Origin of the sequence: Streptomyces sp. NBC_01546, from assembly GCF_045208355.1 — a bacterium.
Classification (GTDB): Bacteria; Actinomycetota; Actinomycetes; order Streptomycetales; family Streptomycetaceae; genus Streptomyces.
In genome coordinates this window covers 611134-627689 of the sequence record NZ_CP109379.1, presented here as the reverse complement: position 1 = coordinate 627689, position 16556 = coordinate 611134, and the positions used below count along the sequence as shown (strand labels likewise).

Genomic DNA, 16556 nt, shown 5'->3' with positions numbered 1-16556 from the left:
GGCCAGGGGCGGAGGAATCCCGCGCAAGACCGACGATCTCTTCGGTGCCCGCAGCGGAAGTCAGCGGCTCGTCCGCCGACGTTCCGAGGAGGCCTAGCCTGGAGGTGCTCGCGGAATCTGTCATGCCAAAACCACCGTCCGTCGGGGCTGGGTCAGTTGGTCAGTTTCCGGACGCCACGGAGGCCACGGACACCGGGGCGGGGTGAAGGGCCGGCCGGGCCGGCTCCAGGACGAGCCGGAGTTCCTGGAGCCCACGGAACGCCGCCATCGGCCCCTTGAGCCACGCCCCCTTGCTCGCCTCCGCGTCCGCCAGTTCCATCTCGGGGAACTCCCGCAGGAGGCAGGCGAGGGCGATCTCGAGTTCGAGCCGCGCCAGGGGTGCGCCCAGGCAGTAGTGCGTGCCGTGGCCGAAGCCCAGGTGCGTGCCCTGGAGTCCCTCGCGGGTCACGTCCAGGACGTCGGGGGAGTCGAACTTCCCGGGGTCGCGGTTCGCCGAGGTGATGGAGATCTGGACGAGGGAGCCCTTGGGAATCACCGTTCCTCCGACCTCCGCGTCCTGCGTCGCGTACCGGAAGGTCGACATCTCCACGGATCCCTCGAACCGGACGATTTCCTCGACCGCCCGCGGAATCAGCAGCGGGTCCTTCCGGAGCTTCTCCAGCTGATCCGGATGGAGCAGCAGGTTCAGCACGGAGTTGCCGATCTGGAATGCGGTCGTCTTGTGGCCGGCGAAGAAGAGGACCCACAACGACGAGATCAGTTCCGCGTCATCCAGCCCCTCCTCCGCCCGGATGAGGTCGGTGAGGAACGAATCCGACGGATGGGCGCGCGTGTACGCGATGAGCTGCGCCAACCGGTCGCGCAGCCACTCCTCGGCCGCCTGCAGCTCCGCCCCCATCCGGGGATCGAACCTGGCGCGCGACACCACCCCGAAGTGGGCCAGGATCTCGGGACGGTCCCCTTCGGGGATGCCCATCAGGTCGCACAGGACCGCGATGGGAAGCGGGAACGCGAACGACGACATCAGGTCGACCGCGTCGCTCTTCCCGCACGCGCCGAGCAGACTCTCGGCGATGGCGGTGACCTTCGGCCTCATTTCCTCCACCCGCCGGGGGGTGAAGCCGCTCCGGAGAACTCGGCGCAGCCGCGTGTGCCGGGGCGGGTCCGAGTTCAGGACGTTGTCGTCGAGAGCGTCGAAGAAGCTGCCGTACACGGCGTGGTAGGTGTCGATCGCCCCGCGCATGTCCTTGCTGAAGCGCGGATCCGACAGGGCGTCCCGGGCGTCTTCGTAGCGGGTGATGAGATAGGTGTCGACCCCGTGCGGAGGCGTCAGCCGGCACACCGGTGCCTGCTCGCGCAGTGCGGCGTAGACGGGATGGGGGCACGCCCGGTATTCCGGCGCACCCCTGGACACGGCCGACACGAGGTCGTGCAGGGCACCGTGGTCGTTCGGTGTCGCGTTCTCCTGCGTCATCTTCCGCACCCTTTCCGCACCCATTCCACACCCCGTGACACTCGAGTTCTGCGGACACACGGGTTCCCTGTGGGAGCGGAGCGTGAAACCACCGTTGGCTCGATGGGGTGAGCGCCCCGGCGGCCGGCCGCACGGACACGCTCCGTGCGGCCCGACGAGCCGTCACCCGACCGGCGGTCAGCCGACCTGTCGCGCCGTGTGGCGGGCCGGGGGATCGCGGGACAGGCTGCTCGTGATGTCAGCCCGCCCCTAGGAGTCCGAGCATGACCCGAACCCTCACCCCGGTCCTCACGACCGCCGCCTCGCTGGTCCTGACGCTCGTCGCCGCTCCCGCCGCCGGAGCTGACACCGGCAGAGCCGCGGCCGCCCGCGCGATCACGTACCAGGCGACCGCGAGGTTCCACCAGCACGCCAACGCGGTGAAGGCGGGCTATGTGCCGGACAAGTACTGCGTCGTCAACCGGGCGGGACCGGGGGCGCTCGGCTACCCGCACTTCAACCACTCGCTCGACAATTCCCTCGACCCGGCGAAGCCCACCGCGCTGTTCTACGAGGACGACGGGCATGGCGGCAAGCGCCTGGTCGGGGTCCAGTGGATGGTCTACGACCGTGACCAGGACCTGGCGACCGACGACGACCGGCCCACCTTGTTCGACACCCCCTTCAAGGGCCCGCAGCGCGGTAACTTCCCCGGCCAGCCGGTCCACTACGCGCTGCACCTGTGGCTGTGGAAGCAGAACCCCATGGGCGTGTTCGAGACGTACAACCCGAGGGTGATCTGCCGTCCCGGCACCACCCGTCCCAAGTAGGCGTCGATGACGAGGCCGTGCCGGCGATGGAGCCCCGGCGTCAGAGGCTGGGCAGACGTGCCATGCGGCGGGCGGGGCCGGCGGCCGTGGTCTGCCGGTGGATCTGCGTCAGGGAGGCGGTGCGCAGCAGGTCGCCCGGGGTGGCGTTGCTCCAGATGGCCGGTGGCGACCGGGTGGCTCGTTCCGGCCGGCACGGGGCCGGCCGCGCATTGACATGTTCGCGCGTCTGATCTGTCATCTGAGTACCTTCCGATCGGGCGCCGGTCCTGGCCCAGGCCCGCCCTGGCCCTGGCAGTCCGCCACTCCGCTGCGTCCACGGGCGGACCTGCCAGTCAGGAGACACGCACCACATGGCATCCGAGCACGACATGACCTCCTCTGAGCCCGTACTGGTCCACCGTAAGGACGCGGTGACGACGATCAGCTTGAACCGACCGCACGTCCGCAACGCGGTGGACCTGGCCACCGCGCAGGCGCTGGCCGATGCGTTCCGTGCCTTCGACGCCGACCCGCAAGGGGCCGTTGCCGTGCTCTACGGTGAGGGCGGAACCTTCTGCGCGGGCGCCGACCTGAAGGCCATCGGCGACGGCAAGGGCAACCGGGTCGCCGCGGACGGCGACGGCCCCATGGGCATCTCACGGATGCGGCTCTCCAAGCCGGTCATTGCCGCCATCAGCGGACACGCGGTAGCCGGCGGTCTGGAACTGGCGCTCTGGGCGGACCTTCGCGTGGCCGACGAGAGCGCGGTGTTCGGAGTGTTCTGCCGCCGCTGGGGTGTACCGCTGATCGACGGCGGAACGGTACGGCTGCCCCGCCTGATCGGCACGAGCAGGGCGATGGACATGATCCTCACCGGCAGAGCGGTCGATGCCGCCGAGGCCCACCACATCGGCCTCGCCAACCGCGTGGTCCCCGTCGGAGAGGCACTGGCGAAGGCCCAGGAACTCGCGGCGCACCTGGCGCAGTTCCCGCAGACCTGCATGCGCAACGACCGCATGTCGGTACTCGAACAGGAAGGCCTCGACGAGAACACCGCCCTTGCCGTCGAGTTCGGGCACGGTACCGTCTCGCTCGCCGCCGAAGCCGTGACCGGCGCCGCCCGATTCGCTTCCGGAGCCGGACGCCACGGCCTCGACAGCGGGTCTGCCTGATGCGGACGACCCCGGGTATCAGCGCCGGTGCAGGGTCTCGAGGGCCTCGACGAGGATCCTCGGGTCGTGCCCGCCCTTGTAGACGGCCGGGGGCTTCTTGCCGAGGCCCAGCAACTGGGCGACCGCGGTCCAGGCGGTGCGCACGGAGTACTCGACGGTGAAGACCACGTCGTCGGGTACCTCGGCGTACTGGCCGATGAACGCCAGGTTGGTGGAGCGCGCGGGGACGACCTGGGGGCGGTCGCCGGCCTTGCGGACCAGGAACTGGCTGGTGATGTACGGCATCATGGCGGGGATCACGATGGAGCTGTCCAGGATCCGCCGGCGCTCCTCGAAGGGCAGGTGCTGGAGCACCTCGTCGAGGATCTCGCGGCCCGTGCACGCGGACATGGGCTTGTCAACGAAGTCGCCCTGCTTGTCCGGGAAGAGGGCGTAGCCCCACCACACGAACGTGTCCTCGGGCTGCTCGCGGAAGTGCGGCTGATGGTTCAGCACGATGGTCAGCAGCCAGCTGGATTCCTTGAAGGTGATCAGGCCGCCCTTGCCCGCCTCGCTGCCGCTGAACTCCGCCATCAGTTTGAAGAAGAGCGGGTCCTTGGTCGTGACCGTGAACGACTCCCAGGTGGAGTCCTTCGTCGAGGAGTTGAACACCTTCGGGTCGCCCAGTCCGGCTCCGGGACGCTTGGCGGCCAAGGTCTCCCACAGCTGCCAGGCGCCGCTGGGGGAGGCGGTGTCCAGGGCCGGGACGGTGTCGGTGGAGCCCAGGGTGGAGTTCGCGGTCATCGAGCCGTTGGTCACCAGCACCAGGTCCTCCGGGCCGATGACCGTCTCCCCGGTCTCCCCGGTCTTGCCGCCCCGCTCCCAGGTGAGGGCCTCCACCGTCAGCTCATCGCCGTCGGCCAGGCGCAGGTCGGTGACGCGGGTGCCCAGCTGGACGGTGACGCCCTGGGCGGTGAGCCAGGCCAGGAGGGGGCGCACGATCGAGTCGAACTGGTTGAACGTGGTGCGGTAGATCCCCGACATGGTGTCGAAGGTCTTGAACAGGTGGACGAAGCGGTTGAGGTAGCGGCGGAACTCGATCGCGCTGTGCCAGGGCTCGAACGCGAAGGTGGTGCACCACATCGCCCAGAAGTTGGTGGTGAAGAACTCCTCGTCGAACAGGTCCGAGATGCGCTTGCCGTCCAGCAGTGCCTCGGGGGTGGCCACGCACTTCAGGAGCTCGAGACGGTCGCGCTCGGTGAACGTCATCGAGTGCGCGTCGATGACGTTCCCGTGTCCGTCCACCAGGCGGGCCTGGTCCTCCCAGGCGAAGTCCTCGTGGAACGCGAACGTGTCCTCGGTGACCGACGTGGCCGGGTCGTCCAGCGAGGGGATGGAAGACAGGAGGTCGTAGGTGCAGTCGAAGTGGATCTCGAACATCCGTCCGCCGCGCATGGTGTAGCCGGTCTCGGGCGAACCCGCCGCGTCCAGACTCCCGCCCTCGCGGTCCTGCTCTTCCATGATCACGATGTCGCGTCCGGCGAATCCGCCGTCGCGGATCAGGAACGCCGCCGCCGCGAGCGACGCGATCCCGCTGCCCACCAGATAAGCCTTCGGCACAGCCATCCCTCGTTCCCTGGGCTGAAACAGCCCTTCACGGATCCCCTGATGCCCTCGGCGCGACACCGGGAAAGGCCCTGGATCCCCGGTTCGGACCAGCACCCGCAGACATGGTGACCGTCGGTGACCGGGTGTGGGCAGTGCGTCAGGGAGGGCGACCGGGGAGGCGGCGGCACGCCGACCGGCAGACGATGGATCCGTGGCAGGTGCCAGATGAACGAGCAGATCCCGGTCGACGAGCTGATCAGCGGCGCCGCGCAGGCCGCCGGCGGATGGCTGGGCGCGCTGCCGGTGGCGCTGGTGGCCACCAGCGCCGACGGGACCATCGTGCGCTGGAACCAGGTCGCGCAGGAGCTGCTGGGCTACGCCCCGCCACAGATGCTGGGCCGCAACATCGCGGACCTGCTCCATCCGGGAGCCGATCGAAGTCTGGGGCGCTCCCTCTGGGAAGCCGCGGCCTCGGGGCGGGGTGTGATGGGCACCGTGACCGCCTGGCACCGCGACGGGCACCCGCTGGAGGTGGAGATCTGGGCCGCTCCGGTGTCCGATCGCCAGCACGGTGCGGCCACGGTGCTGGTCTTCGCGGCGGATGCCCACGCGGCACGGCGCATCCGGGGGTCGTCGGCGGTGTGGGACGGCCTGTTCGCCCGCTCCCCGGTCGGCATCGCCATTCTTGATACACAGCTGAGGTTCCTGCAGGTCAACGCCGCGCTCGAAGTCATGAACGGCCTGCCGGAGTCGGCGCACGTGGGTCGCCGCCTGGCCGAGATCCTCCCGGAGGTGAACGCCCTGGAGATGGAGGAGGCCATGCGGCAGGTCCTGGAGACCGGGCGTCCCGTCCTGGATCGCCGCCGTGTCGGACGGACGCCGGCCGAGCCGGACCACGACCGGGTGTGGTCGTGTTCCTACGTCCGGGTCGAGGATCCCGCCCGGCTGCCGATCGGTGTCATCGCTTCCCTCGTCGACATCACCGAGCAGCAGCGCGACCACGTGGAAGCCGAAGCGGGACGCCGCAGGCTGGCCATGCTCAGTGAGGCCAGCATGCGCGTCGGCTCCAGCCTGGACCTGGAGCGCACCGCGCAGGAACTCGCCGATCTCGCCGTGCCGCGCCTGGCCGATGCCGTCACCGTGGACGTCCTGGACGTGCTGGCGCGCGGGGAGGACCCCGGCATGGGGCTGACCGGCGGGGTCGCCCTGCGGCGGCTGGGCAAGGCTCCCCTGTCCGGATCCAGGGTGACGGAGATCCTCGCCCCCCTCGGCAGGACGCTCGCCTTCCCCGCGTCCGCCCCCTACACCCAGTCCCTCGCGGCCCGGCAGCCCTTCCTGATCGCCCGCTTCGACGAGCAGGCCATCGCGCCAGCCGGTCGGCACTCGGTCAAGCCCGCGGAACTGGTCGCGGTGGGAGTGCACTCGTTCGTCATGGCGCCGCTCGTGGCACGGGAGTCGGTGCTCGGCGTCGCCACCTTCTACCGCACCCGCCCGATAGGACCCTTCGGATCCGAGGACGTCACCCTCGCCGGTGAGCTCACGGCCCGCGCCGCCCTCAGCATCGACAATGCCCGGCTCTACCACCGCGAGCACGAGACCGCGGTCATCCTCCAGCGCAGCATGCTCCCCCAGCACATCACCCCGCCCCCGGGCATCGCCGTGGCCCACCGCTACCTTCCCGCGAGCGACGTCAACGAGGTCGGCGGGGACTGGTACGACGTCCTGACCCTGGCCGGCGGGAAGGCGGGCCTGATCATCGGCGACGTCATGGGACACGGAATCGCCGCGGCCGCGGTCATGGGCCGGCTGTCCGCCTCCGTACGGGCCCTCTCGCGCCTGGACCTCTCGCCCGTCGGGCTGCTGCACCAGCTGGAGGCCGCCCTCGCCGATCTGGCCGAGCCGATGCTGGCCACGTTCCTCTACATAGTCTGCGACCCGGCCACCGGACACTGCACCGTCACCCGGGCCGGACACCCGCCGCCCGCACTCGCGCTCCCCGACGGCACGGTACGGCTCCTGAACACCCCGCCCGGCGTCCCCCTGGGTGTCGGGGGAGTCGCCTTCACCCCCACCGAGATCGACGTGCCTCCCGGCAGCCTCCTCGTGCTCTACACCGACGGACTGATCGAAGCCCGCGGCAGCGACCTCGACGAGCGGCTGGCCGAACTGACGCAGCTCCTCGCGGATCCCCAGCGGCAGCTGGATCACGTGTGCGACTCGCTGATCACCCACCTCGTCCCGGCAGCGGCTGACGACGACATCGCGCTCCTGGTCGCCCGCATCGGCGGCTAGGCCGGCGTGCCCCGGGCGGCGTGCCGTCCGGTGAAATAGTTCGCGTCCTTGGGGCGCGCGGCGTCATGGCTGGTGGGACGGGGGGCCGGCTCCAAGTGGGGTATGTACTTGGAGCAGTGGATGTAGGCCTCCTCGATGCTCAGCTGGACCCACATCTCGGGACTGCGGCCAGGTGCCACGTCGACGGGCAGCCCGGGATGCAGAGAACGCAGGCCGGAGTCCGTGTAGAGCCGGGCCACACCGTTGACGTGCAGGCCCACGTGGTGGTGGGTGAAGTCCACGAACAGCATGCCGAGGTGGGGGTTCTCCGCCATGTTGCCGGCGCTGGCGAGCACACCGTTCCCGCGGAATTCGGGGTAGGCGAGCGTGTGGTCGTCGATCACGTGGACGAACCCCGGCGGCCCCGCCCGGAAACTGGAGTCACATTCTCCGTGGGAGTCGGCGGTGGCCAGGAAGACCATGGCCTGGCGGCCGATGAACTCCCGCATCTCGGATGTGAGGCAGGGGCGCACCTGCTGGTCGTAGAACCGGGCGGCGCGCTCGGCGGTGCCCAGCTGCTGCTGCAGCAGGTGTTCACCTGCTGATCCGAAGGGCGGCGGGGGCACGGTCACGGGGCGTTCTCCTGGCAGGACGGGCAAGCGGGTGGCTCAGGACATGGTCAGAACGGGCGTTTCGAACGGGTCGTGGTGGATGCGTTCGGGCAAGGTGCCGCCCTGGGTGAGCGTCTCGTTGGCGGAGACGACCATCTGGGCCGGGCCGCTGAGATAGACGTCGTGCTGGTACCACGGCCCGTACTCGGCCAGCACCTGCGGCAGGGAGCCCCGGATTCCGGGGATGTGCTCGTGGGAGACCGCGCCCCTGATGGTCAGCCAGTGGTGGCGCTGGGCCAGCCGGAGCATGTCGTCGACCCCGTACAGCTCGGCGCCGGTACGGGCGCCGAGGAACAGGTCGACCTGGTGGCGCCCGCCGCGACGGGCCACCTCCTCGACGAGCGCGCGGATCGGGGCGAGGCCGGTGCCGCCGGCCACGAACAGCAGATCGCTGTGGACGGCGGCGTCCAGGACCATGTCGCCCATCGGGGGCCCCAGCTGGAGCTCGTTGCCCACCACCGCTCGGTTCACAAGGGCCTTGCTGACCGTGCCGCCGGCCACCGCGCGCACGTGGAAGGTGAGGGTGCCGTCCTCGCGGGGCGCGTTGGCGGGGGAGTAGTAGCGCCAGTGCTTCGGCCACCACGGAGTCTCGATGCTCACGTACTGTCCCGCGGCGTAGGCGTAGGGCAGGTGGGGACGTACGGTGATTTCGGCGATCCCGTTTCCGCGCGAGACGCGGTGCACGACCGTGGCGGGCCACACGGCGGGCCGTACCGCCTCGTCCTCTTCGGCCGCGCTGATCATCACTTGGGCGACCACGCCGTACGCCTTGGTCCAGGCGGCGGCGAGGTCCGCGGTCCACGCGGGGCCGGCGTAGCGGGCGAGGGAAGCGAGGAGGCACTCGCCCACGGCCGGGAAGTGCGCGCCGAGGGTGCCGAACTTGCGGTGGTCGCGTCCGAGGTGTCCGCAGAAGCGGACCAGGCTCTCCGGGTCGTCGACGAGGTCCACGATGCGCAGCAGCGCGCGCAGCAGGCGGCCGCGCTGGGCGTCCATCCCCGGCGGGAACATCGGCCGGACCTCGGGATACCGGGCGAACAGGATCGCGTAGAAGTACACCGTCATTTCCGCGGCGAGCGGCTCGACCACCGAGACGGAGGCGCGTATGAGGTCGATCTCGTGGGCCGACAGGGGTGCCTCGACGGCCTCTGGCTCAACGGCGTGGACGTCCGGAGCGGGCGCCGGGCCCTGCGGAGACGGGTGCGCGGAGGTGTTGTGGCCTGAACGATCGATCCGGAACCTCAAGGGGCCAGCGCTCCTCCATCCGCTATTCGGGATGGCTTCCCGCCGGCGGACCGCGGGGCGGCGTCGCTCCGTCGTCTCAGGAGAGCGGTGACGGGGGCGTCGAAGGTGGCGGGCATGAGTCCTCACGGTGGGGCGGGAGCGATGAAGCGGATCAAGCGGATCCGGACGCTACATGACCCTGTCGGTGACTCAGAAGTAACCCGAAGTCACGACCGGCAGCGGACGATTCCGTCTGGACCGGTATTTCCGCTAAGAGGTGCTTCGCGTCCGCTCGATCTTCACATCGCCACCACGCCGTCACCGCCGACCCGGCACACCGCCTCCGCCCTCCCCCGTCAGGCGTCCGCGCGCAGGAGATCGGCGCACTTCTCGCCGATCACCATCGTCGTGATGCACGGATTGACCGTGATGAGGTCAGGCATCACCGACCCGTCCGCGACCCGCAGTCCGACGACCCCCTTGACCCGCAGACGGGCGTCGAGCGGCGCCATGGGGTCGCCGTCGGCCCCCATCTTCACCGTGCAGGCCGGGTGGTAGACGGTGTTGTGCGTCGTGTGGACGTAGTCGCGCACCTCGTCGGCGGTGCGCACATCGGGGCCCGGGGCGAGCTCGGCCCCCGCCCACCCGGCGAGCGCCGGCTGCGCGGCGATCCGGCGGGCCAGCTCGATGCCGTACCTCATCACCCGCATGTCGTGCTCGTGCGTGAAGTACCGGGGGTCGACCCTCGGCTTGTCGCGGTAGTCGCGCGTCCGCAGCCGCACCGTGCCGCGCGACTTCGCACGCGTCACGTTCGGCGTCAGACAGAAGGCGTTCTCGGACGTCGGATAGCCGTGCCGGGCGGTGTTCATGTCGAAGGGCACCGAGCCGTAGTGGAACATCAGGTCCGGCCGGTCCAGACCCGGCTCGGTGTCGTAGAAGATGCCCGCCTCCCACCACTGGCTCGACGTGGTGGTCATCGGCTGCCGCGCCTCCCACATGATCACGCCCTCCGGGTGGTCCTGGAGGTTCTCGCCGACCCCCGCGGAGTCCACGAGCACCTCCACGCCCACCTCCCGCAGATGCTCCGCCGGGCCGATCCCCGACAGCATCAGCAGCTTCGGCGTGTCGATCGAGCCGCAGGACACGACGACCTCGCGGCGGGCACGGACCGTACGGGTGTGCACGAGATCCGGGTCCAGGTACGCGGCGCCGACACAGCGCAGCCCGTCGAACACCAGCTTCTTCGCCCGAACTCCGGTGCGTACCTCCAGGTTGGGGCGCTTGCCCAGCACCGGGTGGAGGTAGGCCACCGAGGAGGACTGCCGGATGTTGTTCTCGTCCGCGTTGATCTGAAACCAGTTGGCACCGCGCAGCACCGTCGAGCCGGTGTTGAACGGCGTCGTCGGGATGCCCGCCTGCGCACACGCCTCCAGGAGGGCGGCGCCACACGGGTCCTCGCCCTTGAGGGTGCGCAGCCTCACCGGTCCCGACCGGCCGTGGTGGGCGCCGGGGGCGTCGTTGTTCTCCAGCCTCCTGTACAGGGGGAACAGGTCCGCCGAGCTCCAGCCCGGACAGCCGGCCGCCGCCCAGCCGTCCAGGTCCTCGGCGGGCGCCCAGAAGGCGATGCAGGAGTTGTGCGAGGAACAGCCGCCGAGCACCTTGGCGCGCGCGTGCCGCATGAAGCTGTTGCCGCTGGCCTGCGGCTCGACCGGGTAGTCCCAGTCGTAGCCGGACTCCAGCAGGCCCATCCACCGTTCCAGCTTCAGGACGTCGTCGTCCCCGACGTCGCTCGGGCCCGCCTCCAGGACGCACACGGTGACCGACGGGTCCTCGCTGAGCCGCGCCGCGACGACATTGCCCGCGGTGCCGCCCCCGACCACGACGTAGTCGAACTCCGCGGACTCTCCGGTGTGTTCGCTCATGTGGAGGTGACCTCCTTCAGCGCGACGGGCTCGGGGCGTCCCGCGGCGGCGTGTTCGGCGAGGACGCCCGTACGGTGCCGTTGGACGAACCAGTAGTAGGCGAAGCCGCCCAGCGCGATCGCGCCGACGAACAGCACCGCGCCCCAGCGCAGGTACCAGTGGTACGGGGCGGCCGCGTTGTAGACGGCCGACCGCGGCCAGATCAGGTTGAGCGTCATCGCCGCCCCCCACAGCACGGCAATGATGTTGACGGGCAGCCCCCAGCGGCCGAGCGAGAACTTGCCTTCCGCGGGCTGCCAGCGGCCGCGCAGCCGCGCCACCAGCATCGGCCCGGTGACCAGCAGATAGGCGACGTAGACCATCACGATGCCGATGCTGGTGACCACGGTGAAGATCTGCGGCTGGCGGATGTTGACCAGCAGGATCGCGAGGGCGAGCACCCCGATGATCACGGTCGGCAGGATCGGGGTGCCGAACCGCGGGCTGACCTTCGCGAGCCGCGAGGACGCGGGCAGGTTGTTGTCCCTGGCCATGGCGAAGGCGAGCCGGACGGCCGCCGTGTGCACCGCGAGCGCGCAGACGGTGACCGCGATCAGCACGCACCACAGCATCGCCTTGCCGGCCGTCGGGCCGAGGACGTCGAGGACCACGTACTGCAGCCCGTCGGTGGACAGCTTTTCGCCACGCAAACTCGACACGCTCATCAGCGCGAGGATCAGGACGAGGCCGCCCAAGACGAACGAGGCGACGATCGCACGGATGATGGCGCGCGGTGCGTTGCGCGAGGGGTCGAGGGACTCCTCGCCGAGCGACGCCGCGGTGTCGAAGCCGTACATCACATAGGCCGAGGCGAGCGAGGCGATCAGGAACGCCCCGAGATAGCCGAAGGGCTGGCCCGAGCCGGTGCCGGCCGTCTCGGTGACGACCTGCGGGCCGCGTACGACGTTCACCGCGAGCAGCACGATCAGTACGACGGTGGCGATGAGTTCGAGGAAGACGCCCGCGGTGTTGATCCGCGCCATCAGCTTCACGCCGAAGGCGCCCACGACCGTGGTGAAGAGGATCAGGGCGGCGGCGAGGAGCACCGCGTTGGTCGCCACGTCGTACGTTCCCGTCCCGTCTCCGACGAACTGGAAGACGGACGAGATCTGAGGGAGCGTCAACTGATAGGCGAGGGCCACGGCGGCGATGGAGACGATCGAGGCGATGAGCATCATCCAGCCGGCGAGCCAGCCGACGTGTCCGTTCCCCACCTTCTTCGCCCAGTTGTAGATGGAGCCCGCCACCGGATAGCGGGCGGCCAGCTCGGCGAAGCAGAGCGCGACCATGAACTGGCCGGCGAAGACCATCGGCCAGGACCACCAGTAGGCGGGACCGCCGCTGGCGAATCCGAAGTAGAAGAGCTGGAAGGTGCCCGTGAGGATCGAGATGTACGAGATGCCGGCCGCGAAGGTGTGGAAGTTGCCGAGCGTCCGCTTGAGTTCGGGACGGTAGCCGAACTCGGCGAGCTCGGCGTCGTCACTCGGCGGGGAGGGTGGATCAGTGGCCATGGGTCAACTCCTGGACAGACGGTAGAGGTTGTGTCTCAGGCGATGCGTCGGGTGACGCGTCACGCGAACCAGCCCTGCGGCTGCGGTGCGGTGTTGCGCCAGATGTGCTTCGTCTCGCGGTACTCCGCGAGACCGGCCGGACCGAGCTCCCGCCCCGTGCCGGACTGTTTGAACCCGCCCCACTCCGCCTGCGGCAGATAGGGGTGGTAGTCGTTGATCCATACGGTGCCCAGGCGCAGCCGTCCCGCGATGCGCCGCGCCCTGCCCTCGTCGCCCGTCCACACCGCGCCCGCGAGGCCGTAGACCGTGTCGTTCGCGAGCCGCACGGCCTCGTCCTCGTCGCCGTCGCGGAACCGTTCCACCGTCAGGACCGGGCCGAAGGACTCCTCCCGTACCACCGACATCCCCGCGTCACACTCGTCGAGGACGGTCGGCAGGTAGTAGAAGCCCCGGTCGTACGCGGGCCCTTCGGGCCGGGTGCCACCGCAGCGCAGCACCGCGCCCTCGGTGACCCCGCGCGTGACGTACGCCTCGACCTTGGCGCGGTGGGCGGCCGAGATCAGCGGCCCGGTCTGCGCCCGCTCGTCGAAGGGACCGCCCAGGCGGATCGTCCGGGCCCTGCGCACGATCTCGTCGACGAACCGGTCGTGCAGCGAGTCCTCCACGAGCAGCCGCGCCCCCGCAGAGCAGACCTGCCCCGAATGCAGGAACACGGCCGTCAGCGCCATGTCCACCGCCGTCTCGAAATCGGCGTCCGCGAACACGATGTTGGGGTTCTTGCCGCCCAGTTCGAGCGCGACCTTCTTCACCGTACCGGCGGCCGCGACCATCAGCCGGCGGCCGGTCTGCAGGCCACCGGTGAAGGAGAGCAGGTCGACGTCGGGGTGGTCGGCGAGCGGCGCACCCGCCTCGGGGCCCGCGCCGAGCACGAGGTTGGCGGCCCCGCCGGGCAGTCCCGCCTCGGCGAGCAGGCGCATCAGGTGGATCGCGGTGTGCGGGGTCAGCTCGCTCGGCTTCAGGACGAAGGTGTTGCCCGCGGCGAGGGCCGGCGCGACCTTCCACGCCGTCTGGAGCAGCGGATAGTTCCACGGAGTGATCAGTGCGCAGACCCCGACCGGCTCGTGCACCACCCGGCTGTCGGCGCTCGCCGTGCCCGTGTCGATCACCCGGCCCGTCTCGGTGGCGGCGAGCCGACCGAAGTACCGGAAGCAGTTCACGATGTCGTCGATGTCGTACGCGCTCTCCACCAGGCGCTTGCCGGTGTCGAGGGACTCGGCGCGGGCCAGCGCGTCCTTGTCGCGGGCGAGCAGATCGGCGACGCGCAGCAGAAGGTCGCCGCGTTCGGCGGCGGAGGTGTGCGGCCACGGGCCCTCGTCGAACGCCCGGCGGGCCGCGGCGATGGCGTCGGACGTGTCCTTGCCGCCCGCCTCGTCGACCTCCGCGACGAGGGTGCCGTCGGCGGGACATCGGATCTCCCGCGTGCGCTCGTCGCGGGCGGCCCGCCACGCCCCGCCGATGAACAGATCAGGCACGGGTGCCTCCGAGTTTCTCGTTCAGCCAGCTGTGGAAGATCCCGAGATGGTGCTCGGACGGCACCAGTACGCCGCCGGCGCGATAGGCGCGGGAGGCCATCGCCGGCTGGGTGCGCTCGCAGGCGTCGAAGTCCTGGACGTTGACCCGGTGGAACAGTTCCACGGACTTCGACACGTCCGCGCCCGATGCGACGACCTCCGGCGCGTACAGCCAGTCGCACTCGACGACCGTGCGGTCCTCGGCGAGCGGGAACATCCGGTGCAGGATCACGTGGTCGGGCACGAGGTTGATGAACACGGTCGGCTTGACCGTGATGGCGTAGTAGCGGCGGTCCTGCTCCTCGGCCACCTTGGGCAGTCTGGCGAAACCCTCGCTGCCGTCGACGGTGAAGCCCTTGACCTCCTCGGCGAACTCCGCTCCGTGCCCCACGTAGTACTGCGCCGCGTAGCCCTGCGCGAACTCCGGCAGCACTTCGGTGAGTTCGGGATGGATCGTCGCGCAGTGGTAGCACTCCATGAAGTTCTCGACGATCAGCTTCCAGTTCGCCTTCACGTCATACGTGATCCGCCGGCCGAGCGCCAGACGCTCGGTGCCGTACCGCTCGATGGACGCCGCGTCGCCGAGCCGCTCCACGGCCGCGCTCATCACGGTCTCCTCGAAGGACGGCGGCTCGTCGGCCAGGCACACCCACGCGTAGCCCAGCCATTCGCGCAAGTGGACCGTCACCAGGCCGTAGGCGGTGCGGTCGACGTCGGGCATCTTCACCAGGTTGGGGGCGGCGATCAGCTTGCCGTCGAGGTCGTACGTCCAGGCGTGGTACGGGCATTGGAGCGTGCGCCGCACCTCGCCGGACTCCTCGGTGCACAGCCGGGCGCCGCGGTGCCGGCAGATGTTGAGGAAGGCGCGCAGCTCGCCGGCCCGGTTACGGGTCACGATCACGCTCTCGCGGCCGACCTGCACGGTACGGAACGCACCGGGCCGGTCGAGGTCGGAGCCGCGCACGGCGCAGAACCACATCGATTCGAAGACCCGCTCCTGCTCCAGCCGGAAGATCTCCGGGTCGGTGTAGAAGCGGCCGGGGAGCGTGGCGATCAGGCTGGGCGGGAGGTCGGTTGCCGTCACGGCGGACTCCTCAGGCGGAAGGCGCGGGCGCGGGCGCGGGTGCGGGCACGGGTGCGGTCGCAGGCACGGTCGCGGCCGGCGCGGACAGCCGGCGGGGGTCGAAGAGCTCGATGGGGTGCTCGGTGGCGCCGTTCAGCGCGAGGTCGGCGACGATCTCGCCGACGACGGGCACGAACTTGAAGCCGTGGCCGGAGAACCCGCAGGCCACGGTCACCGAGCCGGGGTGCGCTGGATGGCGCGCGATCACGAAGTGCTCGTCGGGGGTGTTGGAGTACATGCAGGTGGCGGCCTTCAGGAACCGTCCGGGCAGGGACGGGATGTGCCGGGAGACCTGCTCCGCCATCGCCGCGACCTCGTCCTCGTGCACGGTCCGGTCGATGGTGTCCGGGGTGCAGACGGTGCCCTTGCGGAAGAACGCCACCTTCGCGCCGAGGCCGGGACCGTCGATCGCGGGGAAGCCGTAGCACTGGACGTCGTTCGCGTCCTCCCAGATGTAGATCGGATGGGTCTCGGGGAGGAAGGGACCGGTGCCGCCGTCGGGCTGGAACCAGTACATGACCTGCCGCTCGATGGTGAACGGCACACCCAGGTCGGTGAGCAGCTGCGGTGCCCACGCACCCGGGCAGATCACCAACTGGCCCGCGGTGTAGGAGTCCTCGGCGGTGTGGACCCGAACCCCGTCGCGGTACGGCTCCCAGCGCAGCATCGGCTCCTCGAAGTGCAGATCCGCGCCCGACCGCGTGGCCAGTTGGAGGTGGGCCGCGACCGTGTTCTCCGGGCGCAGGAGCCCGGCCCGCGCCTCGTACAGCGCCACCTCGTCCTCGGCAGGGGTGAGGGTGGGGAAGCGGCGGCGGATCTCCTTCGCGTCGAGCATCTCGTGCGGCAGGTCCCACTGCCGGGCCGAGAGCAGCGAACCGGACACCGTACGGGAATCGGGGCGGCCGACCATCACGCCGCCGCACAGGGTCGCGATGTCCCGGCCGGTGTCGCGCTCCAGGGCCTCGTACAGCTCGTAGGAGCGCAGCAGCAGCGGCACGTACGCGGGGTCCTCGAAGTACGACTGCCGCGTGATGCGCGAACCGCCGTGGCTCGAACCGCGGTTGTGGACCGGACCGAACTTCTCCAGGCCGAGCACGCGCGCGCCGCGCGCGGACAGGTGGTGGACGGCGGCACTGCCCATTCCGCCCAGGCCGACGACGATCACGTCATAGGTGGGTGACACAGCGGGGTCCTCCTCGGACGATT

General features: G+C 70.2%; 13 protein-coding genes. 3 read left to right on the top strand and 10 right to left on the bottom strand.

Annotated elements, in window-relative coordinates; translation table 11 throughout:
• Positions 1–160: 160 nt before the first annotated feature.
• Complete coding sequence (locus OHA89_RS03280) at positions 161–1474, bottom strand: cytochrome P450 (protein ID WP_266612713.1); 1314 nt, start codon at positions 1472–1474, stop codon at positions 161–163.
• A gap of 263 nt (positions 1475–1737) precedes the next feature.
• Between OHA89_RS03280 and OHA89_RS03275 the strand changes: the two genes are divergently transcribed.
• Positions 1738–2283, top strand: a complete 546-nt coding sequence (locus OHA89_RS03275) for a hypothetical protein (RefSeq protein WP_257552702.1) — start codon at positions 1738–1740, stop codon at positions 2281–2283.
• 40 nt (positions 2284–2323) lie between these two features.
• Here the strand turns inward: OHA89_RS03275 and OHA89_RS03270 are convergent, their stop codons facing one another.
• Complete coding sequence (locus tag OHA89_RS03270) at positions 2324–2521, bottom strand: hypothetical protein (protein ID WP_257552701.1); 198 nt, start codon at positions 2519–2521, stop codon at positions 2324–2326.
• A 112-nt stretch (positions 2522–2633) separates the two neighbouring features.
• Between OHA89_RS03270 and OHA89_RS03265 the strand changes: the two genes are divergently transcribed.
• Positions 2634–3434 (top strand): crotonase/enoyl-CoA hydratase family protein, encoded by an 801-nt coding sequence (locus OHA89_RS03265; protein WP_266612711.1) that lies wholly within the window; start codon positions 2634–2636, stop codon positions 3432–3434.
• Positions 3435–3452: 18 nt separating this feature from the next.
• On the opposite strand, the gene OHA89_RS03260 is transcribed toward OHA89_RS03265, so the two are convergent.
• Entirely contained in the window at positions 3453–5033 is a 1581-nt protein-coding gene (locus OHA89_RS03260; protein WP_266615251.1) for an oleate hydratase, read from the bottom strand.
• A gap of 213 nt (positions 5034–5246) precedes the next feature.
• On the opposite strand from OHA89_RS03260, the gene OHA89_RS03255 reads away from it, so the two are divergent.
• Positions 5247–7313, top strand: coding sequence for a SpoIIE family protein phosphatase (locus OHA89_RS03255; RefSeq protein WP_406365157.1), 2067 nt, complete (start codon positions 5247–5249; stop codon positions 7311–7313).
• On the opposite strand, the gene OHA89_RS03250 is transcribed toward OHA89_RS03255, so the two are convergent.
• The 7 genes from OHA89_RS03250 to solA form a co-directional block, all read right to left on the bottom strand.
• The gene (locus OHA89_RS03250) at positions 7310–7924 is read right to left on the bottom strand and encodes a pyridoxamine 5'-phosphate oxidase family protein (protein WP_266612708.1); all 615 of its coding nucleotides are present in this window, start codon (positions 7922–7924) and stop codon (positions 7310–7312) included. The genes OHA89_RS03255 and OHA89_RS03250 overlap by 4 nt on opposite strands.
• A gap of 36 nt (positions 7925–7960) precedes the next feature.
• On the bottom strand, positions 7961–9205 hold the full coding sequence (locus tag OHA89_RS03245) for a globin domain-containing protein (RefSeq protein ID WP_266612707.1): 1245 nt from the start codon (positions 9203–9205) through the stop codon (positions 7961–7963).
• A 335-nt stretch (positions 9206–9540) separates the two neighbouring features.
• The gene (locus tag OHA89_RS03240; protein WP_266612705.1) at positions 9541–11106 is read right to left on the bottom strand and encodes a GMC family oxidoreductase; all 1566 of its coding nucleotides are present in this window, start codon (positions 11104–11106) and stop codon (positions 9541–9543) included.
• On the bottom strand, positions 11103–12656 hold the full coding sequence (locus OHA89_RS03235; protein WP_406365155.1) for an APC family permease: 1554 nt from the start codon (positions 12654–12656) through the stop codon (positions 11103–11105). Before OHA89_RS03235 ends, OHA89_RS03240 begins: the two co-directional genes overlap by 4 nt.
• A 59-nt stretch (positions 12657–12715) precedes the next feature.
• Positions 12716–14188, bottom strand: a complete 1473-nt coding sequence (locus OHA89_RS03230; protein WP_266612701.1) for an aldehyde dehydrogenase family protein — start codon at positions 14186–14188, stop codon at positions 12716–12718.
• Positions 14181–15311 carry an aromatic ring-hydroxylating dioxygenase subunit alpha gene (locus OHA89_RS03225; protein ID WP_406365153.1) on the bottom strand — a complete coding sequence of 377 codons (1131 nt, stop codon included), beginning with the start codon at positions 15309–15311 and terminating at the stop codon, positions 14181–14183. The genes OHA89_RS03230 and OHA89_RS03225 overlap by 8 nt, the downstream gene beginning before the upstream one ends.
• A 10-nt stretch (positions 15312–15321) precedes the next feature.
• Positions 15322–16533 (bottom strand): N-methyl-L-tryptophan oxidase, encoded by a 1212-nt coding sequence (gene solA / locus OHA89_RS03220; RefSeq protein WP_406365151.1) that lies wholly within the window; start codon positions 16531–16533, stop codon positions 15322–15324.
• Positions 16534–16556: the final 23 nt, after the last annotated feature.